Below are 25,707 nucleotides of genomic sequence, written 5' to 3'. Positions count from 1 at the left end.
CACCGTTACGGAAAATACGCGGCCGTATCGATTTGCGGAATCGATTTGAAACCGGGTTTCGCGAAGAAATAGCCTTGCATCAGGCTAACGCCATGTGCAACGAAGAAGTCACGCTCCCCTTTGGTTTCGATGCCCTCCGCGACCACGCGGATGCCGAGGTCGTCACATATTGAAATCACACCTCGTACGATGCGCTGACGCACCGAGTCATGGTCAATGCCTCGGAGGAGTTCCATGTCGAGCTTGATAATGTCGGGCTGGAAGTCCACGAGGAGCGCGAGTCCCGAGTAACCAGCTCCGAAATCATCGATTGCTGTCAGAAAACCAAATTTCTTGTATACCCTGAAAATCTCGACGAGATGTGAGCGGTCCGCCAGATGTTCTCCCTCGACCGTCTCGAATATGATTTTTTCAATCGGGAAGCCATGCTTTTGCGCAGCGTCCAGGGTGCTCCTTATGCACACCTCCGGCCTGTAGACCGCGTTGGGCATGAAATTGATGGAGAGAAACGCGTCAAGACCCAGCGCGGCGGCGCTGGCAATAGCAACCTGCCGGCAATGCTGGTCGAACTGATACTTCTTCGCGTCATCGATTTGCGACAGCACCGAATGCGCGGATTCCCCGTGCGCACCACGCACGAGCGCCTCGCATGCAAACACGGCCTTGGCGCTCACATCGACGATGGGCTGAAATGCAAAATCAATCTCGACAGGCAGTGGCGTTGCGTCGCTGCACCCGGAACATTTTTGCGATTGTCCGTTACTTCCGTCGTGGCTATGAATCTTCACTGAATCCATCTCTGTCTAACGCCCCCAATGTTTGCTGTTTGGGATTGCGACCATTGACCCCGTCGCGGGCAGCGGTCAGTTTTGACCCATACTACCTTCTTCGCAGGGAGAACAGGAAACGTCCATTGAATTCAACATCTCTCCGCGCACGCAGTTTCGCCCTGCTCTTTTCGCGTCATAAAGTGCGCGGTCAGCAGCGGCTAGCAAGCTCTGCAGCGTCGGGTTTGCGGTGCTTACGGTTGCGACGCCAAGACTCACTGTCGCTTTCAATGTCCCGACCGCAGTGTCGATTCGTGCCCGCTCGACCGCAACGCGCAATCGCTCGGCGACCGCCACCGCCTCGCTGGTCGTCGTAGACGGCAGCATCAGAATGAATTCCTCGCCGCCGAGCCTCGCCACCGTGTCGGACGTTCGTAACAGTCCCTTTGCTTCGCCAGCGATGCGTTTCAAAACCTCGTCACCCGCTTGGTGCCCGGCCGTGTCGTTGATACGCTTGAAGTAATCCGCGTCCAGCATAACGACCGACAATGCACGGCCGTGCCGTTCGGCACGTGCCACCTCGGCCTCCGCAATTTCAAAAAAGTGGGCTCGGCTCGATACGCCAGTCAGATGGTCGGTCGTAAGTAGACGCGCGAGGTTATCGCTGCTTACCTTGCGCTCCGTCACGTCTCTCAGGACCACCGAATAGCCTGAAATGTCATCTCCCTCCTCGCGGAGCACTGCGATGAGAACTTGCCCCCAGTAACGCCGACCGGTCTTCGTATCACACCAGAACTCCTCCACATGCCAACCTTCGTCACGTGTTAGCGCGATATGCTCAGGTGAACGGTGCAAGACAATCTCGTCGCGGGCATAAAAACGAGAGAGCGTGTGCCCAACGACATCTGTCTCGTCAAAACCGGTCAAGCGTTCAACGGATGGATTCCAGCTTTCGATGCGCCCTTCAGCATCAAGCGAAAAGAAAGCAAAGTCGTTGACACTCGTGTAGATTCCGGCGAGCCATGACTCTGTCTGCCGTGCGCGACGCTCAGCGGCGACCTGTCGGGAAATGTCTGTTAGCACTGTCATCAACAGATTTGCACCGACCTTAATGATGGAACATGCGAGGACGACCGCTCCATCCCTCGCTGGTGTCACAAACACCCGGTGGTTTTCACACACTGCCCCCCGCTCGCCCTCAAAGCTAGCCACCAGATTGCGAAGCTCTGGCGCCACTGACGCGAGGCTGTCGAAGATATTCTCGATACCGCCGTCTTTGACAAGAGGCATGAGAAGCTGCGCGGCAAGTGGATTCAACATGTCCACAAAGCCCGCAAGGTCGCTGCGGATAATCCCGACGGGGGACAGATACATGAAAGAGAGCAACGCCTCGTACTCGGACTCAAGGTCGCTCGTATCTGGATTCACCATGCTCAATTTGTCGCCCTTCGCTCAATCAGGACAAACCGTGTCGCGCAATCCGTGGCTTTCAGGAGCCTGAGCCGCACCGGCGTCGGACGCATGCGCAAGGTCAAAACGTAGGGAACGATGTCGTCAAGTACGTCCTCATCTTCGAAGCGCTGCGCCACCATGAAATTGTTCATGCACGGTGCGACCTCTCCGAAGAAATGCTTCCCTAACACCATCTTTGGCCGCAATCCGGCGTTCTTCGATTCAGTAGCGTTATAGACCGTGACAAGTGCATCCGAGGTAAATCCGATGACGCCAAATGGCACCCCGTCTAACCGGTCCGCGTCCAGCATGGCCAGTTCTGCTATCCGCACACTTTCGAATTCGTTGTCCACGCTCTGTCCTATACCCGGTTTTTCCGCACAAAACTACTCTACCCAACCATCCTGTTGCACCAGCTCCTGTAAATGGAGCGAGACCTTCAATCGTGATGATTTTGCGCGATAAGGCAGTTATCGTCCGATTACTGTAAAACTTTAGCAGCGGAGCGATTGATACGTTTCAGAATGCCGTAAGCGGGGCTTGGACATCCGGGCAGATACCCCGGCACCTTATCGCGCTGCGATGCCTTTCACCATGAATTGCCCACGCTTATCGATACCGATTGGCAGATGCCTGAAATGGATGGCGCTGAGCTATGCCGGCGCATAACATGCCAGCCTGCATTCGCCCACGTGCCGAAAGTCATGCTGTCTGCCATGCCCGAACCTCGCGATGGTTCACGCGGATGGGTCTTCGCGCGGGCTGCGGTCAAATCGATTGCGCCGATGATCGGCTGTACACCGCGGACACTGCACGAGTGCGTCAAGCGCGACCACAGTGAGCGCGATGGCGTGACCAAAGACGAGTGGGGGCGCCTCAAGGCCCTGGAGCGCGAAGTCGAGGAGTTGCGTCGTGCCAACGAGATTCCTAAAGTCGCGAGCGCGTTTTTCACCCAGGCGGAACTCGACCGCCGTTTCAAGTCCTGAAGGCTTCATCGATCAGCATCGCGACACCTTCTGGGTCGAGCCGAGCATACTTTGTGGTGCGCGAAACGACCGTTGCCCGTTGAAGCACACTTTGTAGTGGTCAAGCCTCTTTGGACACCCACAAAGGGTTTTTTCAATAAATCGAAGTTTCGTACCGCACTGGCGGCAGATTGTTTGCCGCCGAATGAATGCGCCGGTAGTTGTAGAAGTCTGCGATGTAGCCCGCGATATCGCGGCGGGCGAGTTCGTGGTTGCCGTATTCCTGTTCGCCAATCCATTCACTCTTCAGGCTTCTGAAGAAGCGCTCGACCACCGCGTTGTCCCAACAATTCCCCTTTCTGCTCATGCTCTGGACGATCCCGTTCGCCTTCAGATCGCCCACGAAGCGCTCGCTGGTGTACTGGCAGCCCTGATCGGAGTGGAACATCAGCCCGGCTGCCGGGCGCCGCTTCTGCCGGGCCTGCTGTAGGGCCTGGATGACCAGTTCCGTATCCGCCTGCAAGGCGAACGCCCAGCCTACGATGCGGCGCGAGTGCAGATCCATCACGATGGCCAGATAGGACCACCCCTGACGCGTTCTCACATACGTGATATCGCCTGCCCATACCCGGTTGATCGCGCCCGGCTCGAATTGCCGCTCAAGCAGGTTAGGTGCAATCAGGGCTTCACCCTCGGCCTTGCGATACCGGTGCGTTCGCCGCCTGGCCACAGCCAGTTGCGCCTCGCGCATCAGTGAACGCGCCCGGTAGCGTCCGATTGCATAACCCTGCTGCTGCAGTGCCTGCGCCATCCGGCGACTGCCGTAACTGCTGCGGCTTTCGCTATGAATCTGACGCACGGCCTTCAGCAGTGGAGGCGATGCGCCCGGTTTGGGCGGCCGCGCAGCAAAGGCGTAATAGCTGCTTCGCGGCACCTTCAGCAAACGGCACATCAGACTCACCGGCCAGGCCTTCTTCAGCGAACGGATCACTTCGAGGAGCGATCCATTTCCTTGACGAAGAAGGCCGTAGACTTTTTTAGTATCTCGCGCTCCCGCTCAAGCTCCATCACGCGCGCTTCCAGCTCACGGATGCGTCGCTGGTCGCGCTGGATCTGCACGTCGCTGCGTGGCGGCTCAGCCTGCTGCGCACGCCACTGCGCCACCCAGCGCCGCAAAGCCGAGTCGCCCACGCCCAACGCCTCGCAGGCCTTGGTGATTGGATAGCCCTGCGCAACCACCAGTTGCACTGCCTCAGCCTTGAACTCGTCTGTCAGGTTCCGTCTGCCCATGTCTCTCACCTCAGTTGGAGAATTATCCCCTTTAGAGATGTCCAGGACCATTGGACCACTACACTTTGTGGTGCGCTCATACGCGCAAAAAAAAAAGGCGTCACGTTGCCGTGACGCCTTAAAAAGTTCTAGCCATTCCGAGGGCCGTGCTAGAACCTGAGAGACGGTATTCGAAAGTTTGGCCTGCGATGCGACGCTTGTAAGAAGCGCGACATGGACTGTTGCGGTGGACTATGAGAAGACACTCGACACAGACATTCGTGCGGGCCACGGCAGGTTCGAAACTTCAAAATGCGGAACCTGAAACCGTCTTTCGAAATGAGATTCCATTTTTTATGGTTATGCTGACTAAGTCAAGCAAAATCTAAAGAAGCTTCATTCGTGGCGGAAAAATATTCCGATACAATGAATCTTCTGATGAAAAATCACTTTTGATGCCCCATTTTGGGACCGCGACCGGCGCTTGAGAGACGGTCGTCGGCGGGGCCGCGAAGAAAGAAATTGAAATAAAGTTCCAAAAAACATATGAACCGATCCATGCCCTCCCGAACCGCGGCAGACCCGGCAAGAGACAAAGACGGCTCCGGCGACGAAGTGACCGCCCTCGCGCGCGGCCTGACCGTACTGCGCTCGGTCGCCGCCGCCGACGCGCCGCTCAGCAACCGCGAACTGACCGAGCTGACCGGCATTCCCAAACCCACCGTCTCGCGAATCACTGCCACGCTGGTCAGCGCGGGTTTCCTGTTTCGCCTGCCCGACAGCGAGCGGTTCGTGCTGACCTCGTCGGTGCTGGAGCTGAGCAACGGCTTCCTGCGCAACTTCGACATCCGTGCTCGCGCGCGGCCATTCCTGATCGAACTGGCCGAACGCACGGCGTTGTCCGTCCATCTCGCCGTGCGCGACCGCCTCGACATGGTGGTGATCGACGCGATCCGCCCGCGTTCGGCGGTGCTGGTGTCCCGTCTCGAGATCGGCTCGCGTATGAATCTGAGCCGCACCGCCATCGGCCGCGCCTATCTTGCCGCGCTCGAAGAGCCGGAGCGGGAAAAATTGCTGATCGGCTTGCAGGCGGCTGAAGGCGACGACTGGGGCCATGTCGGCAGCCGGCTCGACAACGCATTACAGGAAACCATCGAGCGCGGCTTCGCGATCGCCACGGGCGAATGGTACGACGGACTCAACGCAATCGCACTCGGTTTCACGGGACCGTCGGGCGAACGCTACGCGGTCAATTGCGGCGGCTCAGCCGACCAGTGCCCGCGCGACTGGCTGATCTCGCGCGCGGCGCCGGCGCTGCTCGAGTGCGTCGCCAGAATCGTGCTGGAGATCGGCGGCACGCCGGGGCGCCGCCTCGATACCTGAAGCGAACGCAAGTTCGCCGACGTGCGGCGAAGGGTTTGCAAGCAATCCTGTAACCTTCGTAATCAAAAGAAAAATACGCGGGTGGACTGTTACAGAGCCCGCGACGTAGGATCATGCCTTCCTGTCGCGGGACGCGCGCGCCCGGCTTGCCGTTTTCTCCTTCGATAACGTTCCGGCCGCCTGTTTCGATGCCGCATTGCGTTAACATCTCTGTCCCGCGCCTCCGGTAGGATCGCGCTGAACATGCGCGGTGCACCCGCTGTCGAAACTGCCTGTCATGCCATTCGCGTGCCGGTCCGCCGAACTGTCAAAGAACGGCACGAACGCGCGAGCGGCTCACATCCAAGCCAGTCACCTGACCGAACCGATGGACGAACAACAAAAGCATTCGGAAACCACACGCCCTGTTCCTCCGGCTTCCCAACCGTCCTCGCACGGCGGCCCCGCCGGCACATCGACTCCGCCGCCAGGCATGGTGAAGCGGCACCGCGGCCGTAATATCGCGTTGATCATCGCCGCACTGGTCATCCTCGGCGTGGTGCTGTGGCGCTGGCATCCATGGGGCGGTCCCGGCGGCGGCGCGAGCGGCGCGGCCGGCGCCAGCGATGCGAGCGGCGCCCGCGCCGGGCGCGCTGGCCGAGGTGGCGCGATGGGCAATATGCCGCAGCCGGTTCACGTGGCTGCCGCGACGCAGGGCGAGATGCCGGTGGTGCTAACCGCCCTCGGCACGGTCACGCCGCTGGCCAACGTCACCGTGCTGCCGCAGTTGAGCGGCGTGTTGCAGGAGGTGTATTTCAAGGAAGGCCAGATGGTCAAGAAGGGCGACGTGCTGGCCCAGATCGACCCGCGCCCGTATCAGATCTCGCTCGACAACGCGCAAGGCACGCTCGCCCGCGACGAGGCCCTGCTGCAAACCGCCCGCCTCGACCTGAAGCGCTACCAGACGCTGCTCTCGCAAGACTCCATCGCCAGCCAGCAGGTGGATACGCAGGCCTCGCTGGTGCGTCAATACGAAGGCACGGTGAAGTCCGACAAGGCCAACGTCGACACCTACAAGCTCGACCTCGTCTACGCGCGCATTACGGCCCCAGTGTCGGGGCGCGTCGGTTTGCGCCAGGTCGACCCGGGCAACTACGTGACGCCGAGCCTCACTAACGGCATCGTGGTGATTACGCAATTGCAGCCGATTAGCGTGATCTTCACGACCTCTGAGGACAACCTGCAACAGATCATCCAGCAGACCCAGTCGGGCGCGAAGCTCTCGGTCACGGCGTATGACCGCAGCAATACCACGTCGCTCGAAGGCGGCATGCTCGAAACGCTGGACAACCAGATCGACACCACCACCGGCACGGTCAAGCTGCGCGCGATCTTCCAGAACAGCAAGAACCTGCTGTTCCCCAATCAGTTCGTGAATACGCGCCTGCTGGTCGATACGATCAAGGACGCCGTGATCGTGCCGACGCCGGCCGTGCTGAACGGCTCGATGGGACAGTTCGTGTACGTCGTGAAGGCGGATAACACGGTGACCGTGCGACCGGTCAAGATCGGCCCCGTGGATGGCGAACGCACCAGCATCAAGTCCGGCCTGGCGGTGGGCGAGCGCGTCGTGATCGACGGTTCGGACCGCCTGAAGGAAGGCGCGAAAATCACGATTCCGGCCGACAAGCCGCGCGGCGCATCGGGTGCCCGTGGGGCAAGCGGCGCGGCCGCTTCATCGGGCGCATCTGGCGCCCACGCGCATCATGGCAAACACGCGGCGCAAGCCTCGCAATAAAGGCACGGCACTTACCGCATGAATCCATCTCGCGCCTTTATTCTGCGTCCCGTCGGCACCGCGCTGCTGATGGCGGCGATCATGCTGGTCGGTCTCGTCGCGCTGCGCTTCCTGCCGCTCTCGGCGCTGCCCGAGGTCGACTACCCGACGATCCAGGTGCAGACCTTCTATCCGGGTGCGAGCCCGGACGTGATGACCTCGTCGGTCACCGCGCCGCTCGAGCGTCAGTTCGGGCAGATGCCGTCGTTGAATCAGATGTCGTCGCAAAGCTCGGCCGGCTCGTCGATCATCACGCTTCAGTTCAGTCTCGATCTGCCGCTCGATATCGCCGAGCAGGAAGTCCAGGCCGCCATCAACGCGGCCGGCAATCTGCTGCCGTCCGACCTGCCCGCGCCGCCGATCTACGCGAAGGTCAATCCGGCCGACGCGCCGATCATCACGCTCGCGATCACCTCGAAGACGCTGCCGCTCACGCAGGTGCAGGACATGGCCGACACGCGTCTCGCGCAGAAGATTTCGCAGGTGGCAGGCGTGGGTCTGGTGGGCCTGTCGGGCGGTCAGCGTCCAGCCGTGCGGATTCAGGCGAACCCGCGCGCGCTCGCCGCGTACGGTCTGAATCTGGACGACTTGCGCACCACCATCTCCAACCTGAACGTCAACACGCCGAAGGGTAACTTCGACGGCCCCACGCGCAACTACACGATCAACGCGAACGACCAGTTGACCGACGCCGACGCCTACAAGAGCGCCGTGGTCGCGTACAAGAACGGCCGCGCGGTGATGCTGACCGACGTCGCCACTATCGTGCAGGGCGCGGAAAACACCAAGCTCGGCGCGTGGGTCGACGGCACGCCCGCGATCATCCTGAACGTGCAGCGCCAGCCGGGTGCGAACGTGATCCAGGTGGTGGACAGCATCAAGAAGCTGCTGCCGCAGTTGCAGCAGGCGCTGCCCGCCGCGCTCGACGTCGAAGTCGTCACCGACCGCACCACCACGATCCGCGCCTCCGTGCGCGACGTGCAGTTCGAACTGGCGATGTCGGTCGTACTGGTCGTGCTGGTCATGTATCTGTTCCTCGCCAACGTCTACGCGACCATCATTCCAAGCCTCTCGGTGCCGCTCTCGCTGATCGGCACGCTCGCCGTGATGTACCTGTGCGGCTTCTCGCTCGACAACCTGTCGTTGATGGCGCTGACCATCGCGACCGGCTTCGTGGTGGACGACGCGATCGTGATGATCGAGAACATCGCGCGTTACGTGGAGGAAGGTGAAGCGCCGCTCGAAGCCGCGTTGAAGGGCTCGAAACAGATCGGCTTCACGATCATTTCGCTGACGGTCTCGCTGATCGCCGTGCTGATTCCGCTGCTCTTCATGGGCGACGTGGTTGGCCGGCTGTTTCACGAATTCGCCATTACGCTCGCCGTGACGATCGTGATCTCGGCGGTCGTGTCGCTCACGCTCGTGCCGATGATGTGCGCCAAACTACTGCGCCACACGCCGCCGCACGAGAGCCACCGTTTCGAAGCCAAGGCGCACCGCGCGATCGACTGGGTGATCGCGCGTTACGCGGTCGCGCTCACGTGGGTGCTGAACCGGCAACGCTCCACACTGGTTGTCGCAGTGCTGACGCTGGTGCTGACCGGCGTGCTTTATGTGTTCATTCCAAAGGGCTTCTTCCCGGTGCAGGACACCGGCGTGATCCAGGCGATCACGCAGGCGCCGCAGTCGGTTTCGTATGCGTCGATGGCCGAGCGCCAGCAGGAACTCGCCGCGCAGATCCTGAAAAATCCCGACGTGGAGAGCCTGACCTCGTTCATCGGCGTGGACGGCAGCAATATCACGCTGAACAGCGGTCGCATGCTGATCAACCTGAAGCCGCGCGACGACCGCAGCAACACTGCGAGCGAAGTGATCCGTCAGTTGCAGCGTGACGTGGCGCATATTCCCGGCGCATCGCTGTACATGCAGCCGGTGCAGGATCTGACAATCGACTCGACGGTGAGCCCGACGCAGTACCAGTTCATGCTGACCGATCCGAATATCAGCGAATTCACGACGTGGGTGCCCAAGCTGGTCGAACGTCTGAAGCAGTCGCCCGAGCTCGCCGACGTGGCCACCGACCTGCAGGACAACGGCCAGTCGGTCTACATCGAAATCGACCGCGCCACCGCGTCGCGTTACGGCATCACGCCGGCCACTGTGGATAGCGCGCTGTACGACGCGTTCGGTCAACGCATCATCTCCACCATCTTCACGCAGTCGAACCAGTACCGCGTGATTCTGGAAGCGCAGCCGGAGATGCAGCACTACACCGAATCGCTGAAGTCCATCTATTTGCCCTCTTCCACCTCCACGGGCGGACAGGTGCCGCTGTCGTCGATTGCGAAGTTCATCGAGAAGCCCGCGCCGCTGCTGGTCACGCACCTGAGCCAGTTCCCCGCCACCACGGTGTCGTTCAACCTCGCGCCGGGTTCGTCGCTCGGCGCGGCGGTCAAGGCGATCGATCAGGCGGAGAAGGATATCGGCTTGCCCGCGTCGTTCCAGACGCGCTACCAGGGTGCGGCGCTGGCGTTCCAGGCGTCGCTGTCGAACGAGCTGTTCCTGATTCTCGCGGCGATCGTCACGATGTATATCGTGCTGGGCGTGCTGTACGAGAGCTTCATCCATCCGATCACGATTCTCTCGACGCTGCCCTCGGCCGGTGTCGGCGCGTTGCTGGCGCTGCTGATCACTGGGCATGATCTCGACATCATCGGCATCATCGGGATCGTGCTGCTGATCGGTATCGTGAAGAAGAACGCGATCATGATGATCGACTTCGCGCTCTACGCCGAACGCGAGGAAGGCAAGCCGCCGCGCGAAGCGATCTACCAGGCGTGTCTGTTACGCTTCCGGCCCATTCTGATGACCACGCTCGCCGCCCTGCTCGGCGCACTGCCGCTGATGCTCGGCACGGGCGCCGGCTCCGAATTGCGCCGTCCGCTCGGCATCGCGATTGCGGGCGGGTTGATCGTCAGCCAGTTACTGACGCTCTTCACCACGCCGGTGATCTACCTCGCGTTCGACTCGCTCGGCCGCCGCGCGCGTGAGCGCTTCAATCGCGGTGGGCCGTCCAAAGGCGCCACGCCGCCCGTCACCGATGCCGGGAACTGAGCGATGAATCTGTCGCGTCCGTTTATCTCCCGCCCGGTCGCCACCACGCTGCTGGCGATCGGCATCGCGCTGGCCGGTATTTTCGCGTTCACGAAATTGCCGGTGGCGCCGCTGCCGCAGGTCGATTTCCCGACCATTTCGGTGCAGGCCAGTTTGCCGGGCGCGAGTCCGAATACCGTAGCGACCAGCGTCGCCAGTCCGCTCGAACGGCATCTCGGGTCGATTGCCGACGTCACCGAAATGACCTCGCAGAGTTCGGTCGGCTCGACGCGCATCACCATGCAGTTCGGCCTGAACCGCGACATCGACGGCGCCGCGCGCGACGTGCAGGCTGCCATCAACGCGGCGCGCGCCGATCTGCCGGCGAGCTTGCGCAGTAATCCGACGTACCACAAGGTCAATCCGGCCGACGCCCCGATCCTGATTCTGGCGCTCACCTCGAAAACGCTCACGGCCGGACAGTTGTACGACTCCGCGGCCACCGTGCTGCAACAGTCGCTGTCGCAGGTGGACGGTGTCGGCGAAGTGGATGTGAGCGGTTCGGCCAACCCGGCCGTACGTGTCGAACTGGAACCGAATGCGCTCTCGCACTACGGCATCGGTCTCGAAGACGTGCGCGCGGCGCTTGCCGCCGCCAACGCGAACAGCCCGAAAGGCTCGATCGAATTCGGTCCGAACCGCGTGCAGATCTATACCAACGACCAGGCCAGCAAGGCGTCGCAATATAAGGATCTGGTCATCGCCTATCGCAACGGCTCGGCGGTGAAGCTCTCCGACGTGGCCGAGGTGGTCGATTCGGTCGAAGATCTGCGCAACCTCGGCCTCTTCAATGGCAAGCGTTCAGTGCTGGTGATTCTGTACCGCCAGCCGGGCGCGAACATTATCGACACCATCGACCGCGTGACGGCGATGCTGCCGCAACTGCACGCGTCGCTGCCCGCCGACGTCGACATCGCGCCGGCCGCCGACCGCTCCACCACCATCCGCGCCTCGCTGAAAGATACCGAGCGCACGCTGGTGGTCGCGGTGGCGCTGGTGGTGATGGTGGTGTTCCTGTTCCTGCGCAACTGGCGCGCCACGCTGATTCCGAGCGTGGCCGTGCCGATCTCGATCATCGGCACGTTCGGCGCGATGTATCTGCTCGGTTTTTCGATCGACAACCTCTCGCTGATGGCGCTGACCATCGCGACCGGCTTCGTGGTCGACGACGCGATCGTGGTGCTGGAGAACATCTCAAGACATATCGAGAACGGCGTGCCGCGCATGAAGGCGGCCTTCCTCGGCGCGCGCGAAGTTGGCTTCACCGTGCTGTCGATCAGCATCTCGCTGGTCGCCGTATTCCTGCCGATTCTGCTGATGGGCGGCATCGTCGGGCGCCTGTTCCGTGAATTCGCGCTGACGCTCTCGCTCGCGATCGGCGTGTCGCTGATCGTCTCGCTCACGCTCACGCCGATGATGTGCTCGCGCCTCCTGCGCGAGCCGCACGAACAGAAGGAAGAAGGACGTTTCGGCCGCTGGCTGGAACGCGGCTTCGCGTCGATGCAGCGCGGTTATGAACGCACGCTCGGTTGGGCGCTGCTGCATCCGCGCCTGATCGTGACGATCCTGCTGCTGACCATCGGCCTGAACGTGTGGCTGTACATCATCGTGCCGAAGGGTTTCTTTCCGCAGCAGGATACGGGGCGGCTGGTGGGCGGCATTCAGGCCGACCAGGCCACCTCGTTCCAGTCCATGAAAGGCAAGTTCGCGCAGATGATGGAGATCGTCGGCAAGAATCCGGCGGTGGAAAGCGTGGCCGGTTTCACAGGCGGGCGGCAGACCAATTCCGGCTTCATGTTCGTGACGCTGAAATCGAAGTCCGAGCGCAAGGCCTCCGCCGATCAGGTGATCCAGCAACTGCGCGCGCCGCTCGGCGACGTAGCCGGCGCGCGGACTTTCCTGCAGGCGGTGCAGGACATTCGCGTCGGCGGACGGCAGTCGAACGCGCAGTACCAGTTCACGCTGCTGGCCGATTCGACGCCCGACCTGTACCTGTGGGGACCGAAGCTCACCGAGGCGCTGCAGGCACGGCCAGAACTCGCGGACGTGAATTCCGACCAGCAGCAAGGCGGTCTCGAAGCGATGGTGACGATCGACCGGGCCACCGCCGCGCGCCTCGGCATCAAGCCGGCGCAGATCGACAACACCTTGTACGACGCGTTCGGCCAGCGCCAGGTGTCGACGATCTATAACCCGCTGAATCAGTATCACGTCGTGATGGAAGTCGCGCCGAAGTACTGGCAGAGCCCCGACATGCTGAAGCAGATTTACATCAGCACGTCGGGTGGCAGCGCGAGCGGCGCGCAGACCACCAATGCGCCGGCGGGCACGGTGACGAAGGCTGCGGCGGCCACTGCAACCGCCACTTCAACCAGCGCGACGACCGGTGGCACCGCGGGCACGACTGCTTCGAGCGCGGCGAGCATTGCCGCCGACTCCGCGCGCAATCAGGCGATCAATTCGATTGCGGCGAGCGGCAAGTCGAGCGCTTCGTCGGGTGCGGCGGTGTCGACCGCGAAGGAAACCATGGTGCCGCTGTCGGCGATCGCGAGCTTCGGGCCGGGCAGCACGCCGCTCTCCGTGAATCACCAGAGCCAGTTCGTGGCCTCGACGATTTCGTTCAATTTGCCGCCGGGTGTTTCGTTATCGACGGCGACCCAGGCGATCTACGACACGATGGCGCAGATCGGCATGCCGGGGACGATTCACGGCAGTTTCCAGGGGACGGCGCAGGCCTTCCAGCAGTCGATGTCCGATCAGCCGATTCTGATTCTGGCCGCGCTGGCCGCCGTGTATATCGTGCTGGGAATGCTGTATGAGAGCTATATCCATCCGCTGACGATTCTGTCGACGCTGCCTTCGGCGGGTGTCGGCGCGTTGCTGGCATTGCTGCTGTTCAAGACGGAGTTCAGCATCATCGCGCTGATTGGGGTGATTTTGCTGATCGGCATTGTGAAGAAGAACGCGATCATGATGGTGGACTTTGCTATTGAAGCGTCACGGCAGGGATTGTCGTCGCGCGATGCAATTCACCAGGCTTGCTTGCTGCGGTTCCGGCCGATCATGATGACGACTTTTGCCGCGTTGCTGGGGGCTTTGCCGTTGGCGTTCGGGCGGGGTGAAGGGGCGGAGCTTCGGGCGCCGCTGGGGATTGCGATTGTGGGCGGGCTGATTGTGAGTCAGATGCTCACGCTTTATACGACGCCGGTTGTGTATCTTTATATGGATCGGATTCGGGTCAGGTGGGAGGCGAGGAAGGGGCGGCGTGCTGGGGCGGCGGCTACTTGATGGTTTTGCCGTGTGCCTGGTTTTAGGGACCTATCCGTAATTTTGTGGGCGAGGGATATCATGAGAGGTAAAAGTCATGGATATGCCGATGAAGAAGAAACGCACCGTCGCTTCTCAGGCAGCGGCCCGAGGGCCGCTGCCTGCCCTGCCGGAAGGTCTGCTTGATGACCTGGTCAAAGGCCCGATGACGCCCAACGAGGTTCAGGACCTGATGCTGGCATTCAACAAGGCACTCATCGAGCGCGCGATGGGCGCCGAGATGAAGATGCATCTGGGCTACCCGGCGGGTCAGCCCAAACCCGACGGCCAGGGCAACGAACGTAACGGTGCCAGCGGCAAGACGCTCCTCACCGATTATGGCCCGCTGCGGGTCGATCTGCCGCGCGATCGTGACGGCAGTTTCGAGCCCATCCTGATCCCCAGACACGAGCGCCGTTTCACCGGTTTCGATGAGCGCATCATCGCCATGTACGCGCGCGGCATGAGTGTGCGCGAGATCCAGGCGTTTCTGGCCGAAACCTATGGCACCGAGGTGTCGCCCGATTTCATCAGCTCGGTTACCGACGAGGTGATGGCCGAAACGCTCGCCTGGCAGAACCGTCCGCTCGAGCCGATGTACCCGGTCGTGTTCTTCGATGCGCTGCGCGTGAAGATCCGTGACGAGGGCGTGGTCAGCAACAAGGCCGTCTATCTGGCGCTGGGTATCCAGGCTGACGGCCAGCGCGACGTGCTCGGCCTGTGGATCGAACAGACCGAGGGCGCAAAGTTCTGGCTCAAGGTGTTCAACGAGCTCAAAACGCGCGGCTGCCAGGACATCCTGATCGCCGTGGTCGACGGCCTGAAGGGACTGGCCGAAGCGATCGGCACGGCGTACCCGCGTACGGCCGTGCAGACCTGCATCGTGCACCTGATGCGCAATAGCCTGGAGTACGCGAGCTACAAGGATCGCAAGGCCGTCGCTGCCGCGCTCAGGCCCATCTATACCGCTGTGAACGAGCTGGCCGCGCGGCAGGCGCTGGAGGCCTTTGCCGAAGGACAATGGGGAACGAAGTATCCGACTATCGTGCAATCCTGGCGGCGGGCGTGGGAAAACGTCACGCCATTTTTTGTGTTTCCGCCGGAGATACGCCGGGTCATTTACACCACAAATGCCATTGAGAGTCTGAACATGCAACTGCGCAAGATCATCAAGACCCGTGGTCACTTCCCGAATGACGAGGCGGCCATCAAGCTGCTGTGGCTGGCGCTTCGCAACGTGCTGGCAAAGTCCGTACGCACCACCTTCGACTGGAAATCAGCCATGAACCAGTTTGCCATCCTGTTTGGCGAGCGCTTCACCAACGCACGCGGCTAAATCCGCTAACCGCCTCGCACACAAAAATGCGGACAGGTTCGGTTTTAGTGTGGTGGTACAACATGAACGGACCATACCTGGCGCCGCCCGCACGGGCGGCAATCGCCTAAAACGGGCTTACCAAAATCCGCATTTCTTCATTAGCATTTTTGTGGTTATGCGGAAAAATCAACGGAGAAGAACTTCAGCGCGTGCGCTTCTATAGCTTCTGCTTATGCAATGGGCACAAGGCGATATGCGAGGATAATCAGTCGATGAGACTGCGTGACCACAACAGGATTTTTTGCAGCATGGTTACCGCGCAAAGAAAGGAGATGCGGCCCCGTACGGCAACGCTAATAGACCACGAAGAAGTCACGGAAAGACCAATTCCCAAAACCAACCCCTAAAGCTTCTGTTCCACAGCGAGCACCAAAATCCGCGCCCATTGTTTAGCCTGCCGCTCATTCCGCATAGGCAAGACCCAAGTTTGATGCCTGGCATCTTTGACCTTCAAAGCAACCTGCCATTGAGCATCATGGCCCTGCACCTCCGCCCCGAGCAAATCAGCGAAAATATAAGCCCCCTGCTCTTCACCGAGACGGATCTCACATAACCGCTTGCCGGCAGCCAGCCGCACCATCCCCCAACTGCCCTTGAGTTTGTGAGTCCAATCTCCATCACGAACGTTGGAAGCCACTTCCTTGCGGCGTCGCCACCAATAACCCACCGCGGCCATCAGCAGCAAAGCCACCAGCACACCAACGCCAACAGCAACACCCCGCCCAAAAGCCGCCTGCAAGGCATCAAACGCCTGCACGGCGCCATACCCCAGCGCGATCAGCGCAATCAACGCAACGAGAATCGGCATCGCGAGCTCACAAAAAAAATCAGCCTGGCACGAGCGATGCCCCCGTCTCACCGCAAGAGCACCGCAAAGCACGACCAGAAAACCATTGCAATAAATGCACAGGCATCCAGCCCGACCATTACGGCTGCTTATGCGCCGCTGCCCAATCCTTCACCGCCTTCAGCGTATTCTCGACATGCTTCTCCGGCGAGAGGCTCGTGTACTCGTAAATGATCTTGCCATCCGGCGCGATCACGTACGACACGCGATTGGCCATCGACGCATGCATCGGTAAGCCCGCATCGTACGCGCCGATCACTTTCGAATCGGCATCGGCGGCGACCGGGAATTTGCTGCGGCACTCGCTCACCGAAAACTTCGTGAGCGTGTCGATGTTGTCGTGCGACACGCCGATCACCGTCGCGCCATACTTCTTGTATTCGTCGACAGCTTCAGCGAACTCATGGGCTTCGATCGTGCAACCCTTGGTAAAGGCCGCCGGATAGAAATAGACCACCACCGGACCTTTCTTCAGCTCGTCGGCCAGCGAATATGTATAAGTCTTGCCGCCCAACGAAGCTTGCGCGGTAAAGTCCGGCGCGGCATCGCCCGGCTTGAGGGTGGCCGAGGCCGTCAGCGAATGCATGGCGAACCCCACCGACACGGCGGCAACCAGTGCAACCGATATGAATTTCTTCTTCATCTGCTTTTCTCCAGGCGTGGATGCACGCGGTTCGTCCCATGAAGCCGAGGCCGCCGCGTTCGGGAGAACGCCGGCCAACTTCGCTATTGGACCACGTACTCACAAGGTACGTAAGAACCAGCCTGAAGGATGCAGAAGTCGTTGCCGTGAACACCGCCAAGGCAAGCACACCAAAGCGCGCGACGGCGCCGACCGCCCATCAGGCGATCGCTACCTCGATATGCGCGCCGAACCAGGCCGCGGCCGACAGGTTCAGCTCGGCCAGCACCTCGGGCGTAAAGGCTACGAAGCCGGTCGGCGCATCGGGGCCCAGCGCGATCGATGCCGCGTCGAGGCCCTCGCCCGCCGCCTCGGCGAGACGCAGCAAGGTGCCGAGCTCGCCGCGCCGCGACACGATCGCTTCACGAATCTGCGGCGCGAGGCCGAGTTTCTCCAGCGCCGCGCCCGGCGTGCTGCCGAGCACCACGTGGATCAGCGAAAAAATCCCGGTCATGAAGGCCGCATCGGCGAAATCGTCGTCGGCGGGACGCAGCCAGGCGGCCGCCAGCTCCATGAATCGCGAACGCGTGCCCGCCAGTTGCACCAGCGGATCGGCGCGCCATGGCAGCTCGCCGCTATCGGCATACAGCAGCAGTTGCGCCCAGCGCGCGATCTGCCGTGTGCCGGTGGCAATGATCGCCTCGCGCAACGACGCGATATTGCGCCCCAGCCCGAACGCACTCGAATTGACGAGGCGCAGCAGCTGCACCACCACGCTCGGGTTCAGCTTGAGCTCCGCTTCGAGTTCGACGATGCCGGCATCGCGCGACAGCAACGCCAGGAGGCGCAGCAACCCCGGCCGCGGCGAGCGGTTGCGCGGCGCGGCCAGCACCTGCGGCCGCGCGAAAAAGTACCCCTGGAACAGATCGAAGCCGAGGTCGCGCGCTAGCGCAAAATCCTCGCGCGTCTCGACCTTCTCGGCGATCAGCGTCTTGCCCTGCCCGCGCACCAGCGACGCCAGCTTCGGCAGCACGGCACGGTCAGTTTGCAGAAAGTCGATCTTGACGATGTCGGCATGCGGCAGCGCGCCGTTCAGCTCGTCGGACAGTTCGCTGACGTCATCGAGCGCCACCTGAAAACCGGCGCGGCGCAATTCGCCCAGACGGCGCACCAGCTGCGCGTCGAATTTCACAGTCTCGAGGATCTCGAGCACGAAGCGCTCGGGCGGCATCAGATGGACGATGTCGTTAAAGAGCAGCGCGCGGTCGATGTTGACGAACCCGCGATGCTGGCCCAGCACGGTCGGCACGCCGATTCCGCCGATCGCGCGCGCCACCACCTGCGCGGTCGCCTGGGCGTCGTCGGTGACTTCGGCGTAGTTATGCGCGCCGGCTCGAAACAACAATTCGTAAGCGTTGAGCGCGCCGTCGCGATCGAGGATCGGTTGACGGCCCAGATACACGAACTGCGTGGCGCGCCACGATTCGGCGCCGTCGGCAGCTGCGTCGAGCACCTCGTTATGCCGGGCAGCGGCCTTGGCGTGATGGCGTTCAGACATGGAGCATCGGGGGAAGTATTCGGTAAGCTACGCAGCAACGACGTCTCGGCCGGTACTGCACAACACGTTTGTCCTATTAACGGACGTCGCACAGCCGCACTTTAACCGAATCGTTCCCCGGTCGCGGCCACGCCGCGCAAGCGTTTCCTTACCGGATGTTTTTTGCCGCGGGCACTAAAGATTTCGCCGCAAGGGTCGTTATCTTGTTCTGATGGGGCGGCCTGATACCTCTTGCCGCCCTGATTGGCGGGCAAGCAAGCCGCCCCGCCTGCAGACGAATACAGGTTGCCAGCGATAAACATGGAAGCGAACAGGATCACCGCGCCCCGCCGGGGCTCCTTGCGCACGGTCATGGACCGGCTTCGTGCGTTCGGCCGGCGCGTGGACGGCAAACCGCAGGCGGCCGCAAGCCGCGCTGCGCAACTGGAACAGGTGGTCGGCGCCGTCGACCTGCTGGCGCACGTCGACGACGAACTGCGCTTCATCTATGTGTCCGAAGCCAGCCTGCGCTTCATCGGCTATCACCGCGAGTATCTCGAGACCATCACGCTGCACGACCTCGTGGCGCCGGCCGACGTGCCGCGCCTCGACACGCTGCTGACGCGCGCCGCCGTCTCGGGCAACGTCGAGAAGGCCACGCTGAGCCTCATCAAGTCGCTGACTTATCCGATCACGGTCGAGCTGCGCGTGGTGCGCAGCAGCCACGACGGCACCGCGGGCTATGCGATCGCCGGCTTCGACGTGTCGGCCTGGCGCGCCACCGAGGAACGTTTGACCCAGGCGCTGCATCTGGACCGCCTGACCAATCTGGCCAACCAGTCGGCGCTGATTCCCGCGCTCCTCGACGCCCAGCAGCAGGCCGACGCGCACGGCACACCGGCCGCGCTGCTGCTGCTCGACCTCGACGACTATCAGCGCGTGAACCGCGCGCTCGGCTACGATGCCGGCGACGACATGCTGCGCGACACCTCGCGCCGCATCCTGAACATGACGAGCCCGAGCGAGACCGTAGCGCGCGTGGCCAGCGATGAGTTCGCGATCCTCGTGAAGCCCGCCGCCAGCCGCACCGACGCGGCGGCCGCCGCCGAAACGCTGGCGCGGCGCCTCCTGACCGCGATCCAGCAGCCGTATGTGTTCAACGGCCAGCAGGTGCATCTGTCGGCGAGCATCGGCATCGCGCTCTATCCCGACGTGCGCCACGCCAACGACACGGCCGGCCACGACACCCATCTGCTGCGCTGGGCCGATCACGCCCTCCTGCAGGCCAAAGCCGCCGGCGGCAACACGCTCGCCTTCTACGTCCCCGACGACAACCCCGCCGACGCCGAGCGCCTGAAGCTGGAGGCCGATCTCTACGACGGAGTGCGCAACGGCGAGTTCTCGCTACACTTCCAGCCGATCACGAGCAGCCGCACGCACGGCGTGGTCGGCGTGGAAGCGCTGATCCGCTGGTTGCATCCGGTGCACGGACTGGTGCCGCCGTCCATGTTCATCCCGCTTGCCGAGTCGATCGGCCTGATCAACTTCCTCGGCAACTGGGTGTTGAAGGTGGCCTGCATGCAGTTGATCCAGTGGGATGCGAAAGGCATCTCCCTGCAATACGTGGCCGTGAACGTGTCGCCGCAGCAGTTCCGCGACCCGCGCTTCAAGGACTCCGTGCGCGAGGCGATCGAATTGACCGGCATCGATCCGCGCCGGCTCGTGTTCGAGATCACCGAAAGCCTGCTGATGCACGACCCGGCGCACGCCAAGGGTCTGCTCGAAGACCTGACCGCCATGGGCATCCGCTTCGCGGTCGACGACTTCGGCACCGGTTATTCGAGCCTGGCTTACCTGCAACGCTTCCCGCTGGCCAAGCTCAAGATCGACAGGAGTTTTGTCGAGAATCTGCTAACCTCCCGGAACGATCAGGCAATCGTTAGCGCCGTCGTGGGCCTCGCTCAGACACTGGATCTCGAACTGGTGGCCGAGGGCGTCGAAACGGAAGCGCAGCGCGCCCTGCTCACCGAGATGGGATGCGATCATATCCAGGGGTGGCTCGTCTGCAAGGCGCTGCCCTCCGACGAACTCGCGCAGCGTTTCGAAGCGCGCACGCTTCATTTGCACAGCGCCTAGCCATGCAGGCAAGGCGCTCATGTCGTGAATCATGCAGCGGAACAAGCCGGCCTCTGGCCGGCGTGGCACTCATTGGAACATGTATGGCTTTGGCGGGACTCACATGGTAAAGGCGGCGGTGCTCGACCGGCTCTGGACGCGAATGAGCGAGCGCGGCGATTTCCCCATGCTGTCGCAGTCGCTGCGCTCAACCATGGCGGCGATGAACAATGACGACCTCGACTTCACTGGCCTCGTGCAGGTGGTGCTGTCCGACTTCGCGCTCACGCAAAAAGTGTTGCGGCTTGCCAACTCGGCCATGTACATGGCGTTCGGCGGCAACATCACCACCGTGTCGCGCGCGTTGATGGTGCTCGGCATGGACGCGGTCGGCCATCTGGTGGTCGGCCTGAAAATAGTCGATCACTTCCATCACAGCGCACCGCGCCGCATCGACGCGAAACTCGAACTGAACCGCACGCTGCTGTCGGGCTGCGTCGCGCGCAAGCTGACCGAGCGCGGCGATCTGCGCGCCGGCGAGGAAGCCGTGGTCTGCACGCTGATGCGGCAGATCGGCAAGCTGCTGGTGGTGTTCTATCTCGACGCCGAATGGGATCAGATTCGCCGCCATATCGACGACGGCGCGCTCGAAGCCGATGCCTGCGTGCTGGTGCTCGGCGTCACGTTCGACGAAATCGGCGCCGAAGCCGCCGTGCGCTGGCGCCTGCCCGACATGATCCGCTCCGGCATGGGCGAGTTCGATCCGCAAGACGTCACGCAGCCGCGCCAGGTGCAATGGCTGCGCGCCATCACCAATTACTCCACGGCGGTCGCCGACGTGCTCACCCAGCAGAACATGCCGGACTGGGAGCGCGAGGAACGCATCGCCGAACTGGCGCAGGAATATAGCGGCGCGCTCAACACTGATCCCGAGGTGCTGCTCCAGATGAGCGTGGCGCTCGCCCGCGAAGAAGGCGGCGACGGCGTGATGCGCGAAATCGTCGAGCTGCGCGCCAACGCGGACGCGATCGCGCGCGAGGCGCTCAGCCCCGAAGCGCGCATCGCGGTGGGCGTGCAGGATCTACGCGGCCTGCCGGAAAGCAGCCCGTTGGCGCCGGCACTGGCGCTGGCCGCGGAAACACTGCTCGCCGGCCTGGGCTTTGCGCGCACGGTGGTGTTCGTCAAGCACAGCAACGGCACCTTCAAGGCGCGCCTCGGTCTCGGACCGAAGATCGACGCGGCGTTGCCCAAGCTAACCTTTAACACGGCTTTCGAGCCCGACGTGTTTCATCTGGCGATCGCGAACTCGGTGGGCATCTTCATCGAGAATGCGCGCGATCCGAAGATGGTCGCGCGGCTGCCCGAATGGTTCCGCCGCTCCTTCGACGACGCCCGCGCCTTCGTGCTGCTGCCTGTCGTCGATGAAAGCGAGACAACTGTCGCGCTGCTCTACGGCGACTGGTCGCATAGTCAGGAGCCACGGCGCATCTCACAGAAAGAGATGAGCGTGTTGAATGAACTGGCCAAGGAGTTAGGCCGTTTTTTCGGCCTGGGGCAGATGCGGGAAATGGAGACGATGTGAAGACCTGGCGTGATCGTTGATCACTCCGCTTCACTCTCACCTGTTCTGTGTTTGCCCGACGCCAGGTTGCACTTGAGTCAGTTGCGCCGGGACCGCCATGCCTCGCATGCCGCGGTCTCCGGCTGAAGCGCTAATCTCAGTCCTCGATTCTTTCCAGCCCTTCCGCGCTGCGGTCGGCGACGCCGGCCCACGCGCCGGCCGCCAGACCCAGTTCCGCGACCTCCTCCACCGTCAACGGCTGCAGGCGTTCGCACAGCGTGCCGATCTCATCCCACGCGCCGCGTTCGAGCGCTTCGACCGCGCTCAGCAGCAAGCCCAGCACGCCCTGCCGATGCAGGATGCCCGCCTGGATCGGACGCGACAACGTCAGCAGGTTCAAGGTGCTTTCGAGCGAGCCGCCGAACACCGCGTCGACGAATGAAAATACGCCGGTCAGAAACGCCGCATCGGCTTCGTCGCGACCGGCTTCGGGCAGGCGCTCGATCGCCAGTTCCATGAAGCGCGCGCGCGTCGCGGCAAGTTGCAGCAGGGGATCGTCTTCGAGGGCGACCTTGCGGCCGTCGGCGTAGAGCAGCAGCTGCGTCCAGCGCGCGATGCGGTTGGTGCCGGTCGCGTTGATCGCCTCGCGCAGCGTCGTGACCTTGTGGCCGACGGCGAGGCCGCTCGAATTGGCGAGCTTCATCAGGTGCATCACCAGCACCGGGTTCAGCTTGAGTTCGGCTTCGAGCTGTGCGACGGTCGGATCGCCCGAGAGGAGTTGCAGCAGGTTCAGCAACGCATGGCGCGGCGCGCTGACGCGGCGCGTCGTCGAGGTCTGCGCGCGCGCGAAGAAGTAACCCTGAAAGCGATCGAACCCGAGTCCATGCGCCGTTTCGAAATCGGCCTGCGCGTCGATGCCCGAGGCGACCAGCAGTTTGCCCGCCGACTTGAGCACGCTCGCCAGTTTCGGCAGCAGCGCGCGCGGCGCGTGCATGAAATCGATCTTGACGACTTCGGCGTAGGGCAACAGTTTGGCGAAGGCTTCGTTGGGCTGGGTCACCTCGTCGAGCACGAAACGATAGCGCCGCCCATGCAACTGGACGATGCGCGCCACCAGCGCCTCGTCGACCTCGATGGTGGGCGCCAGTTCGAGCATGAAGCGCTCGGCGGGCAGCCGCAGGATCGCCTCGTCGAAGAGCATCTCGCGGCTGACGTCGACGTAGGCCGGATGCCCGGTCAGCGCGCCGCGCACATTGCCCTGCAGCAGGCCGTGAAGGATGGCTCGCGCCACGCGTTGCGCCGGATCGGGCGCGCGGGGCGATGCCGCGTCGGCGTCGCTGTTCTCATGCACGGCGGCATGCACGGCGGCATGCGCGGCGTCCGCCGTCTGCGCGGCACATTCCGGTGCGCGCACCTTGATCTCGTAGCCGCACAGCATGCCGTCGCGGTTCAGAATAGGCTGCCGCGCGAAGCTGGCATTCAATTGCGCATCGTCCGCTGCACCCGTGTGGCCCGGATTCTCGATTGCGATGGTGGTCATTGCACTCCCCCGCTAAGCGCCGCCCCGGCGCCTACTGCTGTATTTTGGTTTTCGCTGCGCCGTCAGCGCCCGGCCTTCGCGTGAAGCCGTGACGTCTGCGGTGCGCTCGCCGATTTTAGCGCAGGCCGCCATGCACGGACACGTCCGTGAAGCAATATCTGGAAATAATTGGAGAGCAGTCTGAGCGCAAGGCAACGCGGAATCGACGATACTCTTGTGCAGTGCAGAAGCGTTCCAATCGCGTTTAACCACCAAGGAAAAACATGGACGTCAAAAGCGTGCTGTCAAATGCCTTCGCCATGCCGATCACGAGCCCGGCATTCCCCATGGGCCCGTACCGGTTCATCAACCGCGAATTTCTGATCATCACCTACCGCACCGATCCGGACAAACTGCGCGCCGTGGTGCCCGAACCACTCGAAATCGGCGAGCCGCTGGTGCACTACGAGTTCATCCGCATGCCGGACTCGACGGGTTTCGGCGACTACACGGAAAGCGGCCAGGTGATCCCGGTGTCGTACAAGGGCGTGGCGGGCGGCTACACGCTGGCTATGTATCTAGACGACCATCCGCCCATCGCCGGCGGCCGCGAACTGTGGGGCTTTCCGAAGAAGCTCGCGAATCCGGTGCTTGCGGTTCATACCGACACGCTCGTCGGCACGCTCGACTACGGTCCGGTGCGCATCGCCACCGGCACGATGGGCTACAAGCATCGGCAGCTCGATCTGGCGCAGCAGAAAAAGCGCCTCGAAACGCCCAACTTTTTGCTCAAGGTGATTCCGCATGTGGACGGCACGCCGCGCATCTGCGAACTGGTGCGCTACTACCTGCAGGACATCGATCTGAAAGGCGCATGGACCGGGCCGGCCGCGCTCGAACTGGCGCATCACGCGCTCGCGCCGGTTGCGGAATTGCCGGTGCTGGAGATCGTCGAGGCGCGCCATCTGCTTGCCGATCTAACGCTCGGTCTCGGCGAAGTGGTATTCGATTATCTCGATCAGCCGGAAGCGAACGCGCGTTGACCGGATAGCGCTCGCCTCTGGCGCCGCCTCGAATGCAAACGGCCGCTCTCAGCGGCCGTTTGCATCAGCTACAACGAGTCGCGTAAGACGTGCGTTACTTCAACACCACCTTCACGTCGAAGTACTTCGCTGCGAAACGGTCGATCGTGCCGTCCGCTTTCAGTTCCTTGAGCGCCTGGTTCAGCGCGTCCTTCAAGGCCTTGTCGCCCTTGCGGACGCCGAAGCCGACGCCCGCGCCGAGCAGTTTCTCATCGGTGACGGCCGGACCGGCGAACTCGAAGCCCGCGCCTTGCGGCTTCTTCAGGAAGCCCTTCGACGCGGCTTCCGCGTCCTGGAAGGCAGCGTCGAGACGCCCCGAAGCGAGGTCGGCGTAAATCTGATCCTGCGTCTGATACGGCACGACGTCGACGCCGGCCGGCGCCCAACGCGCTTTCGCGTAAGTTTCCTGAATCGTGCCTTGCAGCACGCCGACATGCTTACCCTTGAGCGAGGCCGGCGTCGGCAGCAGACCGCTGCCCTTCTTCGCGATCATCTGATTCGGGATGGTGTAGATCGGATCCGTGAAGTCGACCGCCTGACGGCGCTGATCCGTGATCGTCATGTCCGAGTTGATGGCGTTGAACTTGCGCGCCTGCAAGGCCGGGATCAGACCGTCGAACGAATTCTCGACCCACACGCATTTGGCCTTCAGCTTCGCGCATACGGCATTGCCGACGTCGATGTCGAAACCCTGCAGCTCGCCCGACGGCGACTTCGATTCGAACGGCGCATACGACGCCTCGACGCCGAAATGCACTTCCTTGATATCGGCCGCCGCAGCGGTGCCGGCCGTTGCCGATGCCGCCGCGAACAGCGCGAGCGCAGCTATGTTTCGCCAATTCATCTTCATTACGGGTGTTCCTCTACGGTATTGAATAAGACGGAGCCGAATCCGCGCAAGCATGATTGCCGCGCCAAAATTGCGATTCAAACTC

General features: G+C 62.3%; 18 protein-coding genes, 1 pseudogene and 1 other annotated feature. Of the genes and pseudogenes, 9 read left to right on the top strand and 10 right to left on the bottom strand.

Translation table 11 applies throughout. From position 1 onward, the window contains the following. Positions 1-5: 5 nt before the first annotated feature. The 3 genes from BPHYT_RS07825 to BPHYT_RS07815 all read right to left on the bottom strand — a co-directional run bounded on the left by BPHYT_RS07825 (position 6) and on the right by BPHYT_RS07815 (position 2,572). The gene (locus BPHYT_RS07825) at positions 6-797 is read right to left on the bottom strand and encodes an EAL domain-containing protein (protein WP_012432608.1); all 792 of its coding nucleotides are present in this window, start codon (positions 795-797) and stop codon (positions 6-8) included. Between the two features lie 66 nt (positions 798-863). Further along, positions 864-2,198 carry a sensor domain-containing diguanylate cyclase gene (locus BPHYT_RS07820; RefSeq protein ID WP_012432607.1) on the bottom strand — a complete coding sequence of 445 codons (1,335 nt, stop codon included), beginning with the start codon at positions 2,196-2,198 and terminating at the stop codon, positions 864-866. 2 nt (positions 2,199-2,200) lie between these two features. Continuing rightward, positions 2,201-2,572 (bottom strand): phosphonate transporter, encoded by a 372-nt coding sequence (locus BPHYT_RS07815; protein WP_012432606.1) that lies wholly within the window; start codon positions 2,570-2,572, stop codon positions 2,201-2,203. A gap of 408 nt (positions 2,573-2,980) precedes the next feature. Between BPHYT_RS07815 and BPHYT_RS07810 the strand changes: the two are divergent. Continuing rightward, positions 2,981-3,248 (top strand): annotated as a pseudogene (locus tag BPHYT_RS07810) (IS3 family transposase); the annotation flags it as partial. After that, positions 3,160-3,285 (top strand) — a sequence feature (AL1L pseudoknot). (Overlaps the previous pseudogene by 89 nt.) 53 nt (positions 3,286-3,338) lie before the next feature. Here BPHYT_RS07810 and BPHYT_RS07805 read toward each other — a convergent pair. After that, a protein-coding gene (locus tag BPHYT_RS07805; RefSeq protein ID WP_238535650.1) for an IS3 family transposase occupies positions 3,339-4,474 on the bottom strand; the annotation gives its coding sequence in 2 pieces (ribosomal slippage) (positions 3,339-4,216 and positions 4,216-4,474; 1,137 coding nt in all). 525 nt (positions 4,475-4,999) lie between these two features. Between BPHYT_RS07805 and BPHYT_RS07795 the strand changes: the two genes are divergently transcribed. The 5 genes from BPHYT_RS07795 to BPHYT_RS07775 all read left to right on the top strand — a co-directional run bounded on the left by BPHYT_RS07795 (position 5,000) and on the right by BPHYT_RS07775 (position 15,447). Beyond that, entirely contained in the window at positions 5,000-5,836 is an 837-nt protein-coding gene (locus BPHYT_RS07795) for an IclR family transcriptional regulator (protein ID WP_041758372.1), read from the top strand. A 367-nt stretch (positions 5,837-6,203) separates the two neighbouring features. Further along, positions 6,204-7,613: an MdtA/MuxA family multidrug efflux RND transporter periplasmic adaptor subunit gene (locus BPHYT_RS07790; protein WP_041758854.1), complete on the top strand. Its 1,410-nt coding sequence runs from the start codon at positions 6,204-6,206 to the stop codon at positions 7,611-7,613. Positions 7,614-7,631: 18 nt separating this feature from the next. Further along, entirely contained in the window at positions 7,632-10,766 is a 3,135-nt protein-coding gene (locus BPHYT_RS07785; RefSeq protein WP_012432602.1) for an MdtB/MuxB family multidrug efflux RND transporter permease subunit, read from the top strand. Between the two features lie 3 nt (positions 10,767-10,769). Continuing rightward, positions 10,770-14,093: an efflux RND transporter permease subunit gene (locus BPHYT_RS07780; protein WP_012432601.1), complete on the top strand. Its 3,324-nt coding sequence runs from the start codon at positions 10,770-10,772 to the stop codon at positions 14,091-14,093. An 82-nt stretch (positions 14,094-14,175) separates the two neighbouring features. Further along, a complete protein-coding gene (locus BPHYT_RS07775; RefSeq protein WP_407669186.1) occupies positions 14,176-15,447 on the top strand; it encodes an IS256 family transposase in 1,272 nt (423 codons plus the stop codon). 385 nt (positions 15,448-15,832) lie between these two features. Here the strand turns inward: BPHYT_RS07775 and BPHYT_RS07770 are convergent, their stop codons facing one another. The 4 genes from BPHYT_RS07770 to BPHYT_RS38600 form a co-directional block, all read right to left on the bottom strand. Beyond that, entirely contained in the window at positions 15,833-16,297 is a 465-nt protein-coding gene (locus BPHYT_RS07770) for a hypothetical protein (protein WP_012432600.1), read from the bottom strand. A gap of 118 nt (positions 16,298-16,415) precedes the next feature. Next, the gene (locus BPHYT_RS07765; RefSeq protein ID WP_012432599.1) at positions 16,416-16,979 is read right to left on the bottom strand and encodes a peroxiredoxin; all 564 of its coding nucleotides are present in this window, start codon (positions 16,977-16,979) and stop codon (positions 16,416-16,418) included. A gap of 199 nt (positions 16,980-17,178) precedes the next feature. Beyond that, on the bottom strand, positions 17,179-18,516 hold the full coding sequence (locus BPHYT_RS07760; RefSeq protein WP_012432598.1) for an EAL and HDOD domain-containing protein: 1,338 nt from the start codon (positions 18,514-18,516) through the stop codon (positions 17,179-17,181). 101 nt (positions 18,517-18,617) lie between these two features. Beyond that, positions 18,618-18,869, bottom strand: a complete 252-nt coding sequence (locus tag BPHYT_RS38600; RefSeq protein ID WP_167315737.1) for a hypothetical protein — start codon at positions 18,867-18,869, stop codon at positions 18,618-18,620. Here BPHYT_RS38600 and BPHYT_RS07755 point away from each other — a divergent pair. Beyond that, positions 18,817-20,631 (top strand): putative bifunctional diguanylate cyclase/phosphodiesterase, encoded by a 1,815-nt coding sequence (locus tag BPHYT_RS07755; RefSeq protein ID WP_012432597.1) that lies wholly within the window; start codon positions 18,817-18,819, stop codon positions 20,629-20,631. The two genes, BPHYT_RS38600 and BPHYT_RS07755, sit on opposite strands and share 53 nt — an antisense overlap. Positions 20,632-20,734: 103 nt before the next feature. After that, the gene (locus BPHYT_RS07750; RefSeq protein WP_012432596.1) at positions 20,735-22,192 is read left to right on the top strand and encodes an HDOD domain-containing protein; all 1,458 of its coding nucleotides are present in this window, start codon (positions 20,735-20,737) and stop codon (positions 22,190-22,192) included. 136 nt (positions 22,193-22,328) lie between these two features. Here the strand turns inward: BPHYT_RS07750 and BPHYT_RS07745 are convergent, their stop codons facing one another. Beyond that, positions 22,329-23,711 carry an EAL and HDOD domain-containing protein gene (locus BPHYT_RS07745; RefSeq protein ID WP_012432595.1) on the bottom strand — a complete coding sequence of 461 codons (1,383 nt, stop codon included), beginning with the start codon at positions 23,709-23,711 and terminating at the stop codon, positions 22,329-22,331. Positions 23,712-23,974: 263 nt separating this feature from the next. Between BPHYT_RS07745 and BPHYT_RS07740 the strand changes: the two genes are divergently transcribed. Beyond that, positions 23,975-24,733 carry an acetoacetate decarboxylase gene (locus tag BPHYT_RS07740; protein WP_012432594.1) on the top strand — a complete coding sequence of 253 codons (759 nt, stop codon included), beginning with the start codon at positions 23,975-23,977 and terminating at the stop codon, positions 24,731-24,733. 94 nt (positions 24,734-24,827) lie between these two features. Here the strand turns inward: BPHYT_RS07740 and BPHYT_RS07735 are convergent, their stop codons facing one another. Next, positions 24,828-25,622 carry an ABC transporter substrate-binding protein gene (locus BPHYT_RS07735; protein WP_012432593.1) on the bottom strand — a complete coding sequence of 265 codons (795 nt, stop codon included), beginning with the start codon at positions 25,620-25,622 and terminating at the stop codon, positions 24,828-24,830. Positions 25,623-25,707 lie beyond the last annotated feature (85 nt).

This window comes from Paraburkholderia phytofirmans PsJN, assembly GCF_000020125.1.
In the GTDB taxonomy this organism is placed as follows: Bacteria; Pseudomonadota; Gammaproteobacteria; order Burkholderiales; family Burkholderiaceae; genus Paraburkholderia; species Paraburkholderia phytofirmans.
The sequence above is the reverse complement of the archived record's forward strand: the minus strand, read 5'-3'. Positions and strand labels throughout refer to the sequence as shown.